Source organism: Mucilaginibacter xinganensis (genome assembly GCF_002257585.1).
Classification (GTDB): Bacteria; Bacteroidota; Bacteroidia; order Sphingobacteriales; family Sphingobacteriaceae; genus Mucilaginibacter; species Mucilaginibacter xinganensis.
Window position 1 is genome coordinate 4,089,741 of sequence record NZ_CP022743.1, and the last position, 17,672, is coordinate 4,107,412.

15 protein-coding genes are annotated in these 17,672 nt (G+C 41.8%); 3 read left to right on the forward strand and 12 right to left on the reverse strand.

What is annotated here, in order from left to right; genetic code table 11:
• The first annotated feature begins 83 nt into the window (after positions 1–83).
• On the forward strand, positions 84–815 hold the full coding sequence (locus MuYL_RS17940; protein ID WP_094571864.1) for a hypothetical protein: 732 nt from the start codon (positions 84–86) through the stop codon (positions 813–815).
• Between the two features lie 57 nt (positions 816–872).
• On the forward strand, positions 873–1,646 hold the full coding sequence (locus MuYL_RS17945) for a hypothetical protein (protein ID WP_094571865.1): 774 nt from the start codon (positions 873–875) through the stop codon (positions 1,644–1,646).
• Positions 1,647–1,963: 317 nt separating this feature from the next.
• Here MuYL_RS17945 and MuYL_RS17955 read toward each other — a convergent pair whose 3' ends face one another.
• The 9 genes from MuYL_RS17955 to MuYL_RS17995 form a co-directional block, all read right to left on the reverse strand.
• On the reverse strand, positions 1,964–2,944 hold the full coding sequence (locus MuYL_RS17955) for a Gfo/Idh/MocA family protein (RefSeq protein ID WP_094571867.1): 981 nt from the start codon (positions 2,942–2,944) through the stop codon (positions 1,964–1,966).
• Positions 2,945–3,030: 86 nt separating this feature from the next.
• Positions 3,031–4,020, reverse strand: coding sequence for an L-glyceraldehyde 3-phosphate reductase (gene mgrA / locus MuYL_RS17960; RefSeq protein WP_094571868.1), 990 nt, complete (start codon positions 4,018–4,020; stop codon positions 3,031–3,033).
• Between the two features lie 108 nt (positions 4,021–4,128).
• Positions 4,129–5,484, reverse strand: a complete 1,356-nt coding sequence (locus MuYL_RS17965; protein ID WP_245845610.1) for a bifunctional folylpolyglutamate synthase/dihydrofolate synthase — start codon at positions 5,482–5,484, stop codon at positions 4,129–4,131.
• Between the two features lie 85 nt (positions 5,485–5,569).
• Positions 5,570–6,373 carry a TonB family protein gene (locus tag MuYL_RS17970; RefSeq protein ID WP_094571869.1) on the reverse strand — a complete coding sequence of 268 codons (804 nt, stop codon included), beginning with the start codon at positions 6,371–6,373 and terminating at the stop codon, positions 5,570–5,572.
• 91 nt (positions 6,374–6,464) lie between these two features.
• The gene (locus tag MuYL_RS17975; RefSeq protein WP_094571870.1) at positions 6,465–6,863 is read right to left on the reverse strand and encodes an ExbD/TolR family protein; all 399 of its coding nucleotides are present in this window, start codon (positions 6,861–6,863) and stop codon (positions 6,465–6,467) included.
• Positions 6,860–7,573: a MotA/TolQ/ExbB proton channel family protein gene (locus tag MuYL_RS17980; RefSeq protein ID WP_094571871.1), complete on the reverse strand. Its 714-nt coding sequence runs from the start codon at positions 7,571–7,573 to the stop codon at positions 6,860–6,862. Before MuYL_RS17980 ends, MuYL_RS17975 begins: the two co-directional genes overlap by 4 nt.
• A 1-nt stretch (position 7,574) precedes the next feature.
• Positions 7,575–8,660 carry an HU domain-containing protein gene (locus MuYL_RS17985; protein ID WP_094571872.1) on the reverse strand — a complete coding sequence of 362 codons (1,086 nt, stop codon included), beginning with the start codon at positions 8,658–8,660 and terminating at the stop codon, positions 7,575–7,577.
• 60 nt (positions 8,661–8,720) lie between these two features.
• The gene (locus tag MuYL_RS17990) at positions 8,721–10,568 is read right to left on the reverse strand and encodes a porin family protein (protein ID WP_211710183.1); all 1,848 of its coding nucleotides are present in this window, start codon (positions 10,566–10,568) and stop codon (positions 8,721–8,723) included.
• A 2-nt stretch (positions 10,569–10,570) separates the two neighbouring features.
• Positions 10,571–13,654, reverse strand: coding sequence for a tetratricopeptide repeat protein (locus tag MuYL_RS17995; RefSeq protein WP_094571874.1), 3,084 nt, complete (start codon positions 13,652–13,654; stop codon positions 10,571–10,573).
• 250 nt (positions 13,655–13,904) lie between these two features.
• Between MuYL_RS17995 and MuYL_RS18000 the strand changes: the two genes are divergently transcribed.
• The gene (locus MuYL_RS18000; RefSeq protein WP_094571875.1) at positions 13,905–14,996 is read left to right on the forward strand and encodes a hypothetical protein; all 1,092 of its coding nucleotides are present in this window, start codon (positions 13,905–13,907) and stop codon (positions 14,994–14,996) included.
• Positions 14,997–15,025: 29 nt separating this feature from the next.
• Here the strand turns inward: MuYL_RS18000 and MuYL_RS18005 are convergent, their stop codons facing one another.
• The 3 genes from MuYL_RS18005 to MuYL_RS18015 all read right to left on the reverse strand — a co-directional run bounded on the left by MuYL_RS18005 (position 15,026) and on the right by MuYL_RS18015 (position 17,599).
• Positions 15,026–15,391, reverse strand: coding sequence for a response regulator (locus tag MuYL_RS18005; protein ID WP_094571876.1), 366 nt, complete (start codon positions 15,389–15,391; stop codon positions 15,026–15,028).
• Positions 15,392–15,898: 507 nt separating this feature from the next.
• The gene (locus MuYL_RS18010) at positions 15,899–16,255 is read right to left on the reverse strand and encodes a response regulator (RefSeq protein WP_094571877.1); all 357 of its coding nucleotides are present in this window, start codon (positions 16,253–16,255) and stop codon (positions 15,899–15,901) included.
• Positions 16,256–16,384: 129 nt separating this feature from the next.
• Positions 16,385–17,599, reverse strand: a complete 1,215-nt coding sequence (locus MuYL_RS18015; protein ID WP_094571878.1) for a BamA/TamA family outer membrane protein — start codon at positions 17,597–17,599, stop codon at positions 16,385–16,387.
• Positions 17,600–17,672 lie beyond the last annotated feature (73 nt).

A 17,672-nucleotide genomic window follows, 5' to 3' on the forward strand; every position in this document is an offset into this window, starting at 1 on the left:
AAACAACATAAATAAAAACAAAACAGCAGGCCGGCGCCAAAACTAACTGCGATAACCGGCATATAACATATCATCAAAACATTATGAAAAAAATATTCATAGCACTAACCGGTTTAGTATTACTTGCATCTGCCTGTAATCAAAATCAACCGCAGCAAAACAATGTTACCATTGAGAGTAATACTACGGCAGGCTTTGATGTAAATAAACTTGCCCAGTTTGTAAAAACCAGCACTGACCCGCAGACGCTTGAAAAAGCAATAAATAACCCTGCTAACCAAATCAACAACCTGGACCTGGATAAAGATGGAAACATTGATTACCTAAAGGTGCAGGAAGGTGATAATAACAAGCTGAAAGTAATTGACGATGTGAGTAACAGCGAATCCGTAACCGTGGCAAGCATTAATGTTACCCCCGCGGCCAATAACAGCACAGCCGATTTGAACATACAGGGTAACCCCAATTATGTGGGTTATAACAATTACTATCACTCGTCATTCACCTTCACCGATTTTTTATTGTTAAGCTACCTGATGCGCCCGCATAGTTATTATATGCCGATGTATCATTACGGGTATTATCCTTCATATTACACCCGTACACGCACTTATACTACTTTCAGGCCTACTACTTCGCCTGCTATGTCATCAAGAGCCAGTAATAGAAGCAGTTTGAGCCAGCCTGTAAGATCCCAACGTTCATTCGGCAGCCGCAGCTCAAGCCCCGTAAGAAGCGGCGGTTTTGGCAGCCGGAGTTCCAGCAGCAGGTCGGGCTTTGGCCGCAGCCGCGGCGGATTTGGCCGCAGGAGGTAATTAATTTAATGCTTTTTTAAAGTCACAGGATCATTGTGATCCTTCTAAACTATAGACATGACTATTCAACTCAGAAAAAACACTTCTTTATCAAGCGATAATAAAAAGACATTTAAAGCCATCATTGTTTTAAATGAAATGATAAACGGCACCCACCAGTTTAGCAGCAACGCTTATGGCGATGATAGTGTGCTGCAACCTTTGTTTGCCGAAATGGTTGCAAAAGGGTATGTAATCTCCCGGGATTCAATCTACCAGGTGAGCTCAAAAGGCCGCGGCATATTTGACACCTTTATGAAGCGCTATACCGAATACCTGAAAGTTTATGACGTTTTCTCGTTTGTTGATCTCGAAAAAGGAGAGTTTGCTTTTGACAGGTATTTTGATTTTGATACGGATGACGCCTGGTTTGACTACACAAATGACGAACGTTTTGACGACCTGCGCATTGCAGTGGCCCTGTTTAAAAAAGTTGATCCCGCTGAGATTGTCTTTATGTCGTTCATTAACGAAAACCGGTTTGATACCAACGTGAGCGGCTGGCAAAACAACCTGATGTCAGATAGCGCATGGAATGAGATAGAGGAGATTTGCAACACCGCCATAAAGCCCGATGAAGTTGGCGAAGATGCGATGGTTGACATGATAAACCAGGGATCGGAGCTGATGATCAGGCTGATGGAGGAAGAGCAGAAACAAAATAATAACAACTCAAATAACAGTGGCGGCACTACTACCGTTGTTGAAGAAGAAACTGTAGAATATTACCAGCCTTATTACGATCCATATTACATTTCGCCGATTTGGTTAGTACCACTATTTTTATGGTAGAACGCGCCTTTGCCGTTCTGAATGAAGTGAAGGACTTTCAGTAAATAATGGTTTACTTGGGACGGGGCGTTAATGTACCTGTCCCGCGTTCCTATTATTTCATGCCGATCTGAAAGGTCAACAAGTCCTTTTTAATTTCAAAATTCCGCTTAAGTATCGATGAGATATAAGCGTCAATTGCTTTATTAAATTCGCCAATGGACTTGTTATCATAAGTTGGTTCGTGATAATAAATTAGCTTTGCCTGTAAACAGCGCCCCTGATGATTTTTCGGCACCATTTGGTACAGGCGGATAAGGCAGGATTAAACGGTTTCATTATTTATTTTTAGTAAACGCATCCATAATATCCATCAATGTTATTGCTTCATCTATTGAACATGGGTTTGGCCCCTCATCGTTAAAATAGGCTACAATCTTGGTTATCATGGGTTGTTGGATATGTTCAGGATGAATGAAAGTTAGCGTTTGTTCGTCCTCATCGGTTTTCCAGCTGATGAAGTTACCAAAGAAAGGGAAAGTTATTTTCCCTTTGGTACCAACAATCTCACATGAGTCTATTCTTTGGTTTTGAGCAACATTAAAGCACCAGGAGCCATTAACCACCACTTTGTTTTTAAATAATATTTGCCCGCTAACATTATCGTCCGCAGGGGTATCGCCGGCCTGGTTTAAAGAGAATCCCTGGTATTTTTCAGGCTCCCCAAAAAAGAACAGCATCAGGTCAAGCTGGTGCGGCGCAAGGTCATGAAAATAGCCACCGCCCGATAGTTCGGGATGAACGCGCCAGTTATCGGCTACATCGGCTGCCGTCTCAGCTTTCCGGCTTTGCCACATCCTGATTTGTACGGTACGGATCTCGCCAACAAGCCCACTTTCAAGTAATTGTTTCACTTTTAAAAACATTGGTACACCCCGGCGGTAATGGGCCACGGTTAGCTTTTGATTCGGATGCTGTTTAACCGCTTCAGCAATCATTCGGGCTTCAGCTGCGTTACGCGTAACGGGCTTTTCTACATAAACGTTGAAACCTTTTTTAAGGGCAGCTATGGCATACGGCATGTGCGATGCCGGTGGGGTAGCAATATAAACAGCATTAATATTGGGGTCGTCCAGCAGTTTATCAGCATCACTGTACCAGGTGCCAACGCCGTGGCGCAGGGCGTAGTCAGCAGCTTTTTCCGCATCGCGTCGCATTACCGCTATGAGCTTACTATTTGCAATTTTGCTAAATGCCGGGCCGCTTTTTTTTTCCGTTACATTGCCGCAACCTATTATTCCCCAGTTTACTTCTGACATATTTTTTATAGAGAGCAACGAAACAGTCGGGTTAGAAACTTTTAATTGATGCTTCTACTAACGCCCACTGTTTTTATCCTTAAATCTTAGTTTAATATTTCTTCAATTTTTGCCAATTCTTCTTTCGAAAATTCAATATTGTCGAGGCATTTTAATGAATCAGCTAATTGCTCAGCCCTGCTTGCACCTATAAGTACAGAGGTTATCCTATGATCTTTTAGCAACCAGGCTAATGCCATTTGCGCCAATGTTTGTCCGCGTTGCAGGGCTATCTCATTCAGTCGCGTTATCTGGCTTATACGTTCTTCGGTTACCTGGCTTTCCTGTAAAAAACCTGTTGATTTGGCCGCCCTTGAATCTGCCGGGATGCCGTGCAGGTATTTATTGGTTAATAACCCCTGTGCCAGCGGCGAAAACGGGATGCAGCCCACACCATCTTTTTCTAAAACATCAAGTAATCCCCCTTCAACCCAACGTTCAAACATGGAGTATTTGGGCTGATGGATGAGGCATGGCGTGCCCAGCCGTTTTAAAATGGCAATTGCTTCATCAGCTTCCCTGGCCGGGTAGTTAGAAATGCCTGCATACAGTGCTTTTCCCTGCCTTACTATTAAATCAAGTGCACCCATCGTTTCTTCAAGCGGTGTTTCCGGGTCCGGGCGGTGATGGTAAAATATATCAACATATTCCAGCCCCATTCGCTGTAAGCTTTGATCAAGGCTGGATACAAGGTACTTTTTCGATCCCCAGTCGCCATAGGGGCCATCCCACATGGTATAGCCTGCTTTGCTGCTGATGATCATTTCGTCGCGGTAGCCGCGAAAATCTTCTTTCAAAATGCGACCGAAGTTTTCTTCTGCTGACCCCGGAGGAGGGCCGTAATTATTGGCGAGATCGAAATGGGTGATGCCGCTATCAAAAGCGAGGTGTAATATTTTGCGGTAGGTTTCGGTAACATCTACATGCCCGAAATTGTGCCACAGACCCAGTGAAACCGCCGGAAGCTTGATGCCGCTTTTTCCGCAGCGGCGGTATTGCATTTTTTCGTATCGGTTTTCTGCAGGTACGTAAGTCATAAATTTGGTTGAGTTGGTTTTAACTAAAGTAAAAATAGACTTTTAAATAAATAACCGAAGTAAATTATTTTTTTCATGGCTTATCCCGCGATTTGCGGAAGGGATAGGTCAGACCACCTCTGCCACAACAAAAGTGCTCCCGCCTGCAAAAACCAGGTCGCCATGGCCGGCATTTTGCCGTGCCGCTGCTAGTGCTGCTTTTACCGATGGGTAGGTGTCGCCATGCAAACCAAATCCTTCAGCTTTAAGCCATAAGCTTTTTTCATCAAGGCCACGCGGAATATCGGGCCTGCAAAAATAGTAAAGGGCATTTGTTGGGAGTATGGTTAAAATTTTGCTGATATCTTTATCATTTACCACACCTAAAACAAAATGCAGCTTGTTATATGTTACACCTGCAATATTTTGCAGCACTTCCTGCATGCCCTCCGGGTTGTGGCCGGTATCGCAAATAGTTAGTGGGTTGGTGCTTAAAACTTCCCAGCGGCCGTGTAAGCCTGTTAAGGTTTTTACCTGCCACAACGCAGTTTTTATGTGCTCATCAGTAATTATAAAGCCCTGTGTGTGCAGTTCATCAACAGCGCATAGTACTGCTTTTATATTTTTAAGCTGGTAGGTGCCTGTTAAGTCGAGTTGGATATTAGAAATTAGCTGCTGGCGATTAGCAGTTAGTTGATTGCTTTTAAGTTCTATATTTAAAAACTCATTCGCATTACCTTCTACCCCCTGATCTATAGCTCCAGATGGCTGACCGCTTATTTTCGACGTCATCACCTCCGAAGCAAAAGTAATTTTTGATTTGCAAGCTTTGGCTTTGGATATAAACACGTCGGCAACCTCCTCCTGGTACTCACCAACAATTACCGGGATTCCCTGCTTAATAATCCCTGCTTTTTCGGCTGCTATCAGCTGAAGCGTATCGCCCAAAATATTCATGTGGTCCCATCCTATGTTGGTGATCACAGAAAGCAGCGGGGTTATCACATTGGTTGAGTCCAGCCTACCGCCAAGGCCAACTTCAATAACGGCGACATCAACCTGCTCTTTAGCAAAAACATCAAATGCCAGGGCAACCGTCATTTCAAAAAAAGAGGGGCGAATTTCGTTGAAATGGTGCTGCTGGGTCGCAACAAAATCAATAACCTGTTGCTCGCTGATCATTTGCCCGTTTATGCGGATACGTTCCCTGAAATCTTTTAAATGGGGTGAAGTATATAGCCCGGTTTTATAACCTGCGATCTGTAATATCGCTGCCAGCATGTGCGATGTTGATCCTTTGCCATTTGTACCGCCAACATGCACACATTTAAACTTGTGCTGCGGATTGTCTAGGTTATTCAATAACGCAATGGTATTGGTTAGGTCCGCTTTATAGGCTGATGCGCCATCGCGGGTAAAAAGAGGTAGTTGACTATAAAGATATTGAATGGTTTCCGCGTAGTTCATGGTTGGATAGTTGTCCATGGTCGATAGTCCCAAGACATCGGCAAATTTAATTCAATCTTCATAAAAAACCATTTTCTATTGACTATCGTCAACGGACTAATTCTCAATCCACCTTAAACCTGAAAGTATATTGCCCTTTTTGGGTGCCCGATGCTGGAGTGGATGCCGTAAATTTTGTATTTTTTATTGAATTGATACAGGCTTCTATTAAACTCAGGTCTGCACGGGTTTTGGCTCTGTTTGAGGTTGCCGAAATGACGTTGCCGTTTTGATCAACTACGAAATCAACCACAACCACACCCGGAATCCGGTGAATATTTTGGGGGTCGGGTGCGCTCACAAAGCTCCAGTTAGGCATATTTAAACCATTGCCCGATCCACCTTTCCCATAATTATCACTCAGGGTCGATCCATTTTTGCTCCCCTGGTTACCGGGGGTTGCCGCAGTGCCATCGCCCTCGCCTGCGCCTTTATTGGTAGCCCCTTTATATAGCGCGTTTTGGTTCACAACTGCTTTAGCTGCCGGTTTAACCGGCTGGGTAGCTACCGTTTGACTTTGCTTTTTTGAATTAACAGCCACTGTAGGCGCATCTTCTGCGCCCTGGGTTACTACTTTTTTGTCGCTGTTATCCTCCTGCGTTTTTTGTTCGGTAGGCGGGGCTGTATTTACCTTTGTTGGCTGAGTTTTATTTGCCTTTTCCGCAACGGATGGCTCTTCGGTGCTTGATTGATTGGTACCCATACCTTCGTCAACCGTACCATAGTTTACCAGTATGCCACCGGTACCATCCTGCTGAACCGGCGGATTTATGAAAACAATAAAATAGCACAATGCAATTACAACGGCAAGTATAACGCCCGTTGCTAAAAATGCTTTGGGATAATTATTTTCTTCTTCCTGGTACATGTTCAGTTAGCAGTTTTGGTTCGCAGTTTGCAGTTATTATTTGGCAGCAATATGTTTAACTGCCAACTACTAGCTACCCGCTTAAAACTTCTTATTTCGGTTCTGTTGCCAAAACCATTTTAATATTTAATTTTTGCGATACATCCATTACCGCCACCACATCCTGTATAGCCACAGTTTTGTCAACATACAAAACTATAGTAAGTTCTGTAGCCATTTTTTTGTAGCCGGCTAAAACGGTTGGCAGGTCAGCAACAGCAACAACCTTTTTATCAACGGTATATTGAAGATCTTTACTGATGGATACATTAATGGTTTTTTTAGAAACCGACTGGCCCGATGATGATTTAGGCAGTAGTAACTTTACCACGTTCGGATTGGTCACCGTTGATGCGATCAGGAAAAAAAGGAGCAGGAAAAACATAATGTCATTCATTGCCGATGTATGCACCTCGGCCGATACCCCTCTTTGTTTTTTTCTTAAATTCATTTGCTCGGTTCTTCTAACAGGTCAATAAATTCAATGGCATCGGTTTCAAGCTTCAGTATCACTTTATCAACCATCATATTTAAAATATGATAACACACATAAGCCACAATACCTACAAATAAACCGGCTGCCGAGGTAACCATTTTAACATATAATCCACCGGATATAACGCCCATACTGATGTTATCCGTCTTTGAGATATCATAAAAAATTTTGATAACCCCGGCAATGGTTCCCAGGAAACCAAACATGGGTGCAATACCTGCAACTATACCCAAAATACCAATATTCTTTTCCAGTTTTGATACTTCCAGCTTGCCGATGTTTTCAATTGCGCCTTCAATATCCTTAATGGGGCGGCCAATTCTTAAAAGGCCTTTTTGCAGCATCCTGCCCAATGGCGTATTGCTGTTGCGGCAAATGGCCACAGCCGACTCAAGGTTTCCTGAAATAATGCTTGAACGTACCTGCATCATCAGGTTCGATTCGTTTTTGGAGGCTTTACGAATGGTAAAATATCTTTCAAAAAATATCACCAGGCCCAGAACCGCCAAAATACCTATCGGGACCATTACCCAACCGCCTTTTATCAGCAAATCGCCAAAACGCAATTCTTGCTGGGGCAGGGCTGCCAGTTGTTGGCCCGCCTGTTTGGCGGTGTCTATAAGCTTATTTGCAGTGTCGGTAGCCTGTATAAATAGTAATGTCATCTTAAAAATTTATTGGTATTATGTATGATTTTTGATCGATTTTTGCTGCTTTTTTTAGTTCAGCCATTTTGGTGTCCGCATCATCTTGTGTTGCAAAAGTACCCACAGATATTTTTAACAGCGGACCGGGTGCGTCTGTTAATATTTTGGCGTCAAGGCCCTTGTCCTTTAAACGTTTTACTTCCGCGTTAGCAGCTCCAATCCGTTTCCGCTTTATGCTGCCCACAACTATTTCGTAACGTACATGTACAACCGTGTCAGTTTTTGCAGCGTTATTTGTTGATGCAACTACCGGCGGCGAAGTTACAACTGGTGCTTTTTTTATATCTGTATCTTTTTTAACGGGTACAGGCTGTGCTTTCTTAATAGAGTCAGTATTCTCTTCGTGCCTGTAAACCGGCACAACGGTATCTGCCTTACCGGTCATCCGCTGGTAAGTAGCGCCTAGTTTATCAAATGCTTCCGGGTAAAATTTGTAAATACCAAAAACGGCAAGTACTATAACTGTTAATGCAATTAAAAGAATCAGCCAGATATTTTTCCTTTTCTTTTGTACAGGTTCATCTTCAAAATAACTGTCGTGTTCGTGCGGTTGGGCAGCCACAGGTTTTGAAATAAACACCGGCGCCGGTGAAGCTTCTGTGACAGCTGGCTTTGCGGGCTGCTGGCTTGCTGATGGGCTTAACTTGTAAATGTTAACAATCGGATAGCCGTAGAACTCCGGGTCATCGGCTATTCTGTCGTTAGCTTTAAAAATAAGCTGATCCTGGTCGGCATAAAACAGGCCAAGATCGGCAAAAAGGTACTTGCCTGTTGAAGCCTGCTCACGAAGTTTACCAACAAATTTCTCTGTAAAGTATTTGGAAGATGCCAGCGAAATATTTTTTTTATCTGCAACATATTGCGCAAAAGTATCATCCTCTTTAGGCTCGGGCACAAACTTCACCTTATGATAAGGAGGGTAAAACCTGGCTTCGTTGTCGTCATAATATCCGCTCACCCGTTCGCGCACAAAATAGCCGAGGCCGGGTACGCTTACTTCCTCGTACTGCCCCAATAATTCTCTTAAATAATCGGCTAAATTCATTTCGCTAAAAGTACGCTTTATTATAAAATATCAAAACCCGGTGTGCCGGACAGGCAAATCTTAAAAACTATACCCTACACCGCCAAATATATTAAATCCATAATCAGGATAAAATAAATAGCGTTGGCCGCTGGCATTCAATATATTATTTACATGAATGAATACCGAAAACCTATTGGTAGCCTTATAATCAACAGCGCCGCTCAAATCAGCAAACGAGTTGATGTTAGCATTGGCAGTTGTTGTTGCAGTAGCGGGAAACTGGTATGGATCCGTTATTGAACCGCGGATCAGCAGCGTTCCTGACACCGTTATCTTGTTATTTATGTTAAAAACGGTACCACCTTTAAACAAAAATTTTGGAAGGTTCCAGGGCTCGCTAACGGTTGCCATCTGGTAGTCTTTAAATTCAATTCTGCCAAAAATATCAACATCATCCGAAACCTTATAGTCCAGTTCGCCGGTGAGCCCGCTCACACGTGAACGACCGCCGTCATATATCACTTTAAACCTGTTGTAGCCGGTCGCAAAATTAAAGTCGCTCACAAATAGCGGCATATTTTTAATTTCATTACGGTATATGGTAGCCTTAAATCCAAGCCCCGGTGCTATCGTGCCTTTTACACCGGCAGCAATATCAAGCTGATCTATTGAATTGGTGAGATCGATATTTTGCCCCAGGTAGGGATTAAGCATTGCAAAATCATGAATAGATGATTTATTTACATCGCCTTTGGCTTCCACAAAAATACGAACATATTTAGGGATCACCTGTAACTCGGCCCTGGCGGCCGGGAAAATATAGAAAGCAGATTTGTAACCAAACTGGTCAACAATGTTTACACCCGCATCAATTTTATAATTATCTCCCTGGAATTTAATGTAAGGGTTAAGCCTTATCAAGCTATTGTTGTGATCGTATAAGCTATCCTTCTGTGTGCTCAGGTCAAGCGACGCCGCTAAGCCGGTATAAAACTGGTTGATAGTTTGATTAAAAAAGCCCGATAGCACCAGGTTGTTTTCCCTGGCCTGGTAAGCATCGCTGAATGCATATCCTTTTAACTTCACTGCATAGGTGAAATCATTTTCAACATCCTTATAGTTTTTGGCAAGTTCACCCTCGGCACCTATGGTGCTGAAATGTTGTTTATCTACCTGTAAAACAGCGGGGGCATTGTACTTATCAAAGCCATAAAAATAGTTGCTGTTGTAATTATAAGTGATCCTTCCGCTAATGTTATTTTCGTCGCCAACACTTTTACCAAATACACCAACCTCTTCTTTAGCCGAGTTTTGTTTGTACATGGTCCCGTTTTGGGCAAAGTGTTTCAGGTAACCACCTACCTGCAATGCTTCGTCACGGCCATTGGCAAAATACGCCTCGCCATAAGTTGTTTTTAAACTGCCCAGCCCGGCTTTTACATAGTTATTGGTGGGTAAAGAATCTTGCTCGGCAGGCCTTTTCATAGCATCCAGCTGTTTTATACTGGTGTTAAGCTCCAATCTTTTATCAACGGGAACATAAACCAATGGGGCTTTAAATGGCGTTTTATCTTCCAGGTCAGGGTTACGCCTGATTTTCACCGCATCAGCCAATACCGGTTTATATGCAGTGGTAACTACGATCTCTTCAGACAGGTTACCCTGTAAACCATCATTACCACCTTTTTTTAACGTATCAATCCTGGTAGCTGCATCACCTAAACTTTTAGCATTGTTTTTTTGCGGAGCTACTTTTGTTTTAGCCGGCTTTTTTTCCGCAGGTTTTGCTGCCGGCTTTTTTGCCGCAACCTTTTGCGCCGGCTTTTTGGTTTTATGCTTTGTTTGCGCGTTTGCAGGAACAAAGTATAAAACTGTAATTAAGGTAAGCAGCGTGTATATATATTTAAAGTTCATTGCTTGTCTCATTTTTATTCTTTGTTATCCTTTTTCTTTTCATCTGTTCCTGCTGGTTTCTGATCAGTTTTTCCACCAGATAGCTGATCCAGCTTTTGTTTGGCTGTTGGCAAAATATCATCATCTCCCTTGTAGTTATCAATAACACTTTGCAGCGTTGCTTTAGCCTGGAAATTGTCTTTTAATGCCTCGTAATTGTCCGCAAGCAAAATAAAAGTCTTCGTAACCCAGTAATCATAGTTGGGCAGGTCCTTTATCAGCTCAAAGCAGGTTTTTTGTGATGCCTTATATTTACCCCTTTCAAATTCAATTTCGGCAATGTTATATTTTGCCTCGGCCGCTGCCACGGTTTTGGTGTTGGTAAGGGTATAATCGAATTCTTTCACAGCGCTGGTGGTATCGCCCCTTTGCAGATAAGCTTGCCCGGCATAAAGGCCTGTTTTAAACTTATCTTCCTGGGCCGTTTTTTCATTTCCCCGCACCAATTTTACGTAGTTTAAAGCATCGTCAGGCATTTCCATTTGCGCGTAGCAAAACAACAGGTTGTTTATTGCAAACGTATAGTCAGCTTTATACTCGGAGTTGGTTTCCAGTTTTTTAAGAAAAGGCACCGCCTCATTATATTTCTTTTGATTGATATACAGTTTCGCCATGCTGATCAGCGATTGCTCTGTGTATGGGCTGGTCCAGTCGTTCAAGATCACGTTATAATCGTTAACGGCTTCGGTAAGCCTGTTCAGGTTGACAAAGCTTTGCGCGCGGATAAATCTTGCCTGTTTCTCATAGATCGGCTTATTCGGGAATTTATCGTAATAAGCATTTACTGCTCCAACGGTACCCTGCCAGTCGCCTTTTACATAAAGGTTATTAGCAGCTGTTATCATAATGCTTTCCTGGTCGGCAGCGGTATAGTTAGCAATAGGCGTTGTGGAAGCATAATTAATAAAGGTTTGCGCATCGCCCTTGTCAGTATAGATCTTTTCAATCTCTTTCAGCGCCATTTTAGCTTCTTCAGATGATGAATAATCTTTGATCACCGTCTTGAATGATTCAACCGCCTGATCATCATTGCCTGCGTTGTAGTCAATAACACCAAGGGTTGCCAATGCCCGCGGCACATAGCTGCTGCTTGGGTATTTCTTTATCATATCCTGCAAACCTGTTTTTGCCCTGTCGCCGTCGTTTTTTAAATAGTAAGTATAGGCTATCTCAAATGATGCATCATCCGCATAATCTGAGTTTGGGTAAGTACCGAGCAGATCTGTAAGCGTGGCGATCTTAGTATCAGGGGCGTTTTGCAGGCCCTGGATCATCCCGCGCTGAAACAAAGCGTAATCCTGACCCGGAGCGTGTTTTTCAATTATCTGGTTGTAATATTCAAGCGCACGACTGTAGTTTTTCATCACAAAGTAGCTGTCACCCAGGCGGGTCATTGCATCATTTGTCGTACTGGCGTCTTTTTGCTCGCCCTGTAAAAACTTCTGGAAATAAACAGCGGCTTTTTTGTATTGCTCATCGCCAAACGCAGCATAAGCTAATGCGTAATTTGCGTAGTTGTAGACATTGGTTTCGCGCGCTCCTTCAAAATCAAGGAACTTTTCAAAGTTCTGAACAGACTCACCGTATTTCCGTACTTCATACATAGCTTCAGCCATCCAGTAAGTAGTCATCACTTCAATTTTGTTATCAACCGGGTTTTTTAACGAACGCAGAAAAATACCTATCGCATTTTCAAAAGCGCGTTCATTATAAAATTCAAGACCGCGGTAGTAAGTAACTTTTTGATAAGCCGCCTGCGCGCTGGCAGATTTGTTGGGGATTGGCTCCAGGATCTCAACAGCCTCTTTATAGTTATGTGAGTTAAGTAGTTCCTCGCCTAATAAAGTTTTCACTTCATCGGTGCGGCCTGATCGCGGGTAGTTTCTAAGGTAAGTCCGGGTAGCTTCAAGCGCCTGGGTGTTAAAATCAAGCTCGTATGATAATTTGGCATATTCATATAATGCGTCTTCCTGCAGTTGCTTGTCAAAGTCTAACCGCGATGCCGCAAAAAAAGCACTGCGTGCGCTTTGTTTATTGTTCATTTTCAGAAAAACGTTACCAAGCGTGTAATTACCATTCTGGCTAAAAACGTCATTTTGCTGCTGCAGTTTTTCAAGTTCGGAGGCTGCTTTGCCGAAATTGCCAACCTTAAAATAGGTATAGCCCATTTGGTAGCTATCCTGCGTGTTTTGCGTTTTACCCTGGTCCCTGTCTTCAAACAGGCCATAGTACTTGGCGGAATTGTCATAATCAGCCTTTGCAAAGTACGATGCTGCAATGATGCGCAGCATTTCAGTTTCGTGCTGCTGGTGTGTGTTTTTTAAAATAGGAACAGCGTAATTAAGTACGTCGTCATAACGCTTATCTAAAAAATATACCGCTGTTATATAGTAAGGGTAACTATCTTCGTATTTTTTGGAGTTCTTTAAACGCTCAAAATTCACCAGCGCCAAATGGTAATCTTTATTCAGGTAAGCGATGTAAGCAAAGTAGTAAACAGCGTCATCGGTAAACGGCGAGCGGGTGTTTTTCACTTCGCTAAACAGGGCCTGGGCGCTTTTATAATCGTTAGTAGCAAAATAGGCGTAGCCCTTGCGGAATTTATACTCCGTATTTTGCCTTCCGCTTAGTTCACTTGCCTCCACCTTATCAAACCAGTGCAACGCATCGGTGTATTTTTCCTGTCGTGAATAGGAACGACCAATCTGGAAATAGGCCAGTTTTGTTAATGGATTTTCAGGATGTTCCTTGATAAAGCGGAGAAACATGCTTTCGGCATCGTCATTTCCCAATTCAAGTGCGCAAAGCGCTTCGTAATATTGCGAGTTCTCTTTAATTACCGATAACTCAGATTCAAACTTTGGCTGCGTACTGGTTTTAATCCTTGAAGTTTCAACCAAGCGAAATTGTTCGGCCGCAGCAACGTACTTGTTTTTACCAAACAACTCCATAGCGGCATGGTAAGTGCGATAAACGTCAAAAGCCTGGTTTTGCTGGGCATGTATTGTTAAAACAAAAAACAGAGGTACAAGAAAAAATGTGTATTTAAGTTTTATCATAAGGAGCAAACTAACGATTTGCGAAAATAGCGAAACCTGAAAAGGTATTCCACAATAGTAATTCACATAGTGTGGAGAACATTTTCTTTAACGGACTTAAAATGTTACGTGGTATAGGTGTGGAAAACTTTATCAGATATTAGAAATAATTACCAGACAGCAGCTAATGTTTGAATTTATTGAAATTATTTAGTGGTTAGCCGGCTTGAAACACATAATAGCCTAAGGTATAAAACGTTTATATTTAGTAATGATTAAACCCGTTGCTATATTTTTCTGTTTGGCTGTGGTGGTTTGCTCCGCCCAATCCAGCTCCAACCAAAATGATGTTATTACTTTAATTGATGAGCGCCTGCCGGTTACCCCCGGCGAGTTTTATGTTGCTAACGTATTAGATGCGAGGACCGACAGCAGCCCAGTTGCATCGTTAGCGACGGGCACAAAAGGCTTACCATTTAAAACCCGCGCTGTTGATTTGAAAGGAGGCACCTTGGCCGCTGTTAAAAAATTCATCAATAACTGTGTGCCCCGCAATGCTGAATTGCTTCCGCTGATTATCAAACTAAAAAAGATAAGTGTAAAAGAACAGGCAAAAGAGGGCGGAATGGTAGAAGGGCGGATAGAAGTGTCGTTTTCGTTTAACCTTGACAAGGGTGAAGACGATATGATATATCTGGCAAAATATAACGGCAACGCAGTTTATAACAGGGATGCTGTACGTGCCGGTGATATAGAACCAACCCTGCGGCGCCTAATGATCAATGGATTACTATATATAAACAACTGGATGAATACACAGTCCGGGGCTAATATCAAACTCGCCCGCGGCGTTAAGGTTAACTTTGCAGATTATGCGGAAACACCGGAAGGCGACAGTATCTATTACAGTGTTAAACGACCGTTGACCTGGGCTGATTTTCAATCAAAGGTACCTGCCAGCAATTACGAAGCTGAGGTTTTTCCGACATTGGGATATGACGAGCACACAGAAATTATTAATGGAATAATAAACCTGCATATTGCTGTTAAAACCTGCTTACCCAAAAGCGCAAGCTGGGTTAAAGCGTATAGCAAAAATGATTACAGCTTAAACCATGAACAAAGGCATTTTGATATTGCTAAAATAGCATCTGAACATTTTAAGCAAACCATAAAAGGGCGGCATTTAACCACGGCAAATTACGACGGCCCTATCAATGAAGAATACCTGGATGCTTATCGCGAAATGACTAATCTCCAAAAGCAATACGATGAAGAAACCGTTCATGGTACCCATACGTTAATACAGCAGCAATGGAATGACAGGATTGATAAGGAATTGAAAGTGCTGGGAATTAAATAGCGCAATACTAATGTTTAAATATTGAACGATTAAGCAGCTGCCAACTGCATTTCTATGGTTGAGAGCAAATCGTCGATATCAAATGGTTTGGCTATAAAAGCGTTCGGAGCGCCTTTCTGATTCATCGAGTCAGACACATTGTGACTCGCAGAAATTAATATAACGGGGATATCATGGGTTTCATCAGCAGTTTTTACAGCTTTACAAAGATCCCGCCCATCCATATTACCGAGCATTATATCAAGTAAAATTAAATCAGGGGTGTGCTCCTTTATTTTTTCAAACAAAAAATGCCCGTCTGAAAGTGTTTCTACCTCGTAACCAGAGTCTTCGAGTATAAATTGCAAAATCTCCAGTATGTCCTTATCGTCATCCACCGCTAATATCCTTCTCATTTTGTATTATTAAGCATAGTTTATTTTATAATAGCAACATAATATCTACACTGCCCGTTATCTGCATCAGCAATATCTTATCCATAAATTAACAATTACTGTACCAGTTCTGTTAATTAGGCAGTTGAACTTTATTAACAACGGGTAAGTTTACAATTACTAAAGGTAAACTTCCCTTTAATTATCGTAAAACAATTGTTTATAAATACTATTTATCAAAATTGCCGGCCAGTGCTAAATAGGCATTTGTAAATACGTTTGTTTGAAAACAGTGTTCAGATTACTAAACTATTGTTCAAAAAAATGAATTAAATGACTGTTTTTGAAAGCGGTGAATAAGCTCAAATCAAGCCGACTGCAAATAATTTACTTTTGTAAAACCTACGTAACAAGGCCTTTTACATTTGGCACAAAAAAGCTTTTGAAGGGCAATAAACAGGAGATTTGTTTCATTAACGTGCTTCCGGAAATTTATATTTCAACTCATTTTGTAATGTTGCAAAGGTGCTACAACAGGTTGTTGACCTTTTCCACCAGTTCTGTTAAGTCAAATGGTTTGTTGATAATGGCATCGCAGCCATAAGCAAAAAGTTCACTGTTGTTATTCACGTAGGCTGAGTATATAATTACCGGAATATTCTTAAAACGGGGGTGAGATTTAAATTGCATACAAAGTTCGCCACCATTTAAACCTGAAACTCGATAATCTAAAATAACAAGGTCAGGGATAAAAGTTTCTGCCAACGAAATAACAGCGTCGCTTCTTGAAGTGCTCTGTACCTCAAAGTTTTCGTAGGTTAATGTTTCGTGTACTATATCCAGTATATCCTGGTTATCATCCAACACTAAAATACGCTTTGCCATGCACAATTATCAAATTAAAAAAAGTATGGATGTAAATAAAACCTTTAAGTGTTAAATGTTACTCCGGATAAATATAGCGCAATTATTGTATTAATAATTAAATAATTGCCAAATTAGTAAAAAAGTTACTTAGAAGGCTTCTCCAAGGCCAATAATAAGTCCATTATATCCCTTGCTAAATCCGTAGTCCAAGGCAATATTAGTGTCAGACCTTTTATTGAATTTTATCCGGAGGCCTCCACCTGCCGCTGGGTTAATATACGCAAAACGTCGGGTATTTGGTTCGCTGGCGGTGTTAAAGTTGGTAAAAATTACAAAGCCGAACAATCCGTTGGCTGTAATATCCCTGCGGTATTCTGCCTCAAAATAAAGCAAGCTTTCGCCCCTGTAACGGTTTTGCTCAATCCCGCGGCCCGACCTTTGATAAGGATCATTCCCAATACCCGGTAAATTTAAAAATGGAGTGCCACTTGATATCGTAGTCCAATAGTAACTCCACATAGCCAAAACATTTTTAGGCCCTGAATTTGTTAACGATATGTACTTGCGAAAATCGATGTACACAGATTGGGAGTTATTATCGCTGCCCATAAAACCGGCATTGTGCCTGTAAATAAAACTGCCATAAATACCCGGAATAGGATTAATTGAGTTTTGCCTTGTATCATATACCGCATTCAACGTAAGTCCCGATGAAAATGAATTGTCACCTGAAGTGCCATATTGATAGCCGGTAAAATCTTTTAATGAAGTGGTATTGGTATTGTTTTTTGTATTAATACTGAAATAATAATCCAGGTTGTAGCCAAACCCAACGTAAAAATAAGGCTTAATCCGTTTTAACACGCTTTGGTAAAAGCGCACGTAATTAAAGTTAACTAAAAGCTTCTCATCTTCGGCGCGTTTACCACCCAACCCCCAGGTGTATTGCGGATATACCAAAAAACGGGTATCGCCCTGCACATTATAGGCATTGTCTGGTGTCCAGATACTTGAATGGATAGGCAGGCCATACCTGCCTTTTAAATTGAAGTAGGGTGCAAAAGTCACACTTGAAAGATAAGTTGTTTTGCGGTTACCCAAATAAAAGCCGGCAGTGGTTGAAGTAACCAGGGCCTTACTGCCACCGGGTACGGACGTCGAGATAGGTAAAATTGAAAAGTACACCTGCTTTTTTTCAGGGTGATAAGGCCTGGTTTTCAATTTAAACAACTTGGTTCCTATGTCAATAAGGTCTCTCTGACCTGTGGTATCCACTACAACATTTGCCGTATCAGTGGGTGTTTGCGCCAGCAGGCAAAAAGGCAACAAACAAAATATAATTACTCCCCAGAATTTATTCATGCCTATTTAAAAGAAAAAAAAGGAATTTTGTTTGGTTTTGGTAAATAAATAGTTATAAATTTTTATGTATATT

What these genes read in the sequence shown, in the direction of transcription:
- MuYL_RS18005 (WP_094571876.1), bottom strand. Translation starts at nt 15,391, where the DNA reads ATGAGAAGGATATTAGCGGTGGATGACGATAAGGACATACTGGAGATT.
- MuYL_RS17945 (WP_094571865.1), top strand. Translation starts at nt 873, where the DNA reads ATGACTATTCAACTCAGAAAAAACACTTCTTTATCAAGCGATAATAAA.
- MuYL_RS17995 (WP_094571874.1), bottom strand. Translation starts at nt 13,654, where the DNA reads ATGATAAAACTTAAATACACATTTTTTCTTGTACCTCTGTTTTTTGTT.
- MuYL_RS18000 (WP_094571875.1), top strand. Translation starts at nt 13,905, where the DNA reads ATGATTAAACCCGTTGCTATATTTTTCTGTTTGGCTGTGGTGGTTTGC.
- MuYL_RS17975 (WP_094571870.1), bottom strand. Translation starts at nt 6,863, where the DNA reads ATGAATTTAAGAAAAAAACAAAGAGGGGTATCGGCCGAGGTGCATACA.
- MuYL_RS17985 (WP_094571872.1), bottom strand. Translation starts at nt 8,660, where the DNA reads ATGAATTTAGCCGATTATTTAAGAGAATTATTGGGGCAGTACGAGGAA.
- mgrA (WP_094571868.1), bottom strand. Translation starts at nt 4,020, where the DNA reads ATGACTTACGTACCTGCAGAAAACCGATACGAAAAAATGCAATACCGC.
- MuYL_RS17955 (WP_094571867.1), bottom strand. Translation starts at nt 2,944, where the DNA reads ATGTCAGAAGTAAACTGGGGAATAATAGGTTGCGGCAATGTAACGGAA.
- MuYL_RS17990 (WP_211710183.1), bottom strand. Translation starts at nt 10,568, where the DNA reads ATGAGACAAGCAATGAACTTTAAATATATATACACGCTGCTTACCTTA.
- MuYL_RS18010 (WP_094571877.1), bottom strand. Translation starts at nt 16,255, where the DNA reads ATGGCAAAGCGTATTTTAGTGTTGGATGATAACCAGGATATACTGGAT.
- MuYL_RS17940 (WP_094571864.1), top strand. Translation starts at nt 84, where the DNA reads ATGAAAAAAATATTCATAGCACTAACCGGTTTAGTATTACTTGCATCT.
- MuYL_RS18015 (WP_094571878.1), bottom strand. Translation starts at nt 17,599, where the DNA reads ATGAATAAATTCTGGGGAGTAATTATATTTTGTTTGTTGCCTTTTTGC.
- MuYL_RS17965 (WP_245845610.1), bottom strand. Translation starts at nt 5,484, where the DNA reads ATGGACAACTATCCAACCATGAACTACGCGGAAACCATTCAATATCTT.
- MuYL_RS17980 (WP_094571871.1), bottom strand. Translation starts at nt 7,573, where the DNA reads ATGACATTACTATTTATACAGGCTACCGACACTGCAAATAAGCTTATA.
- MuYL_RS17970 (WP_094571869.1), bottom strand. Translation starts at nt 6,373, where the DNA reads ATGTACCAGGAAGAAGAAAATAATTATCCCAAAGCATTTTTAGCAACG.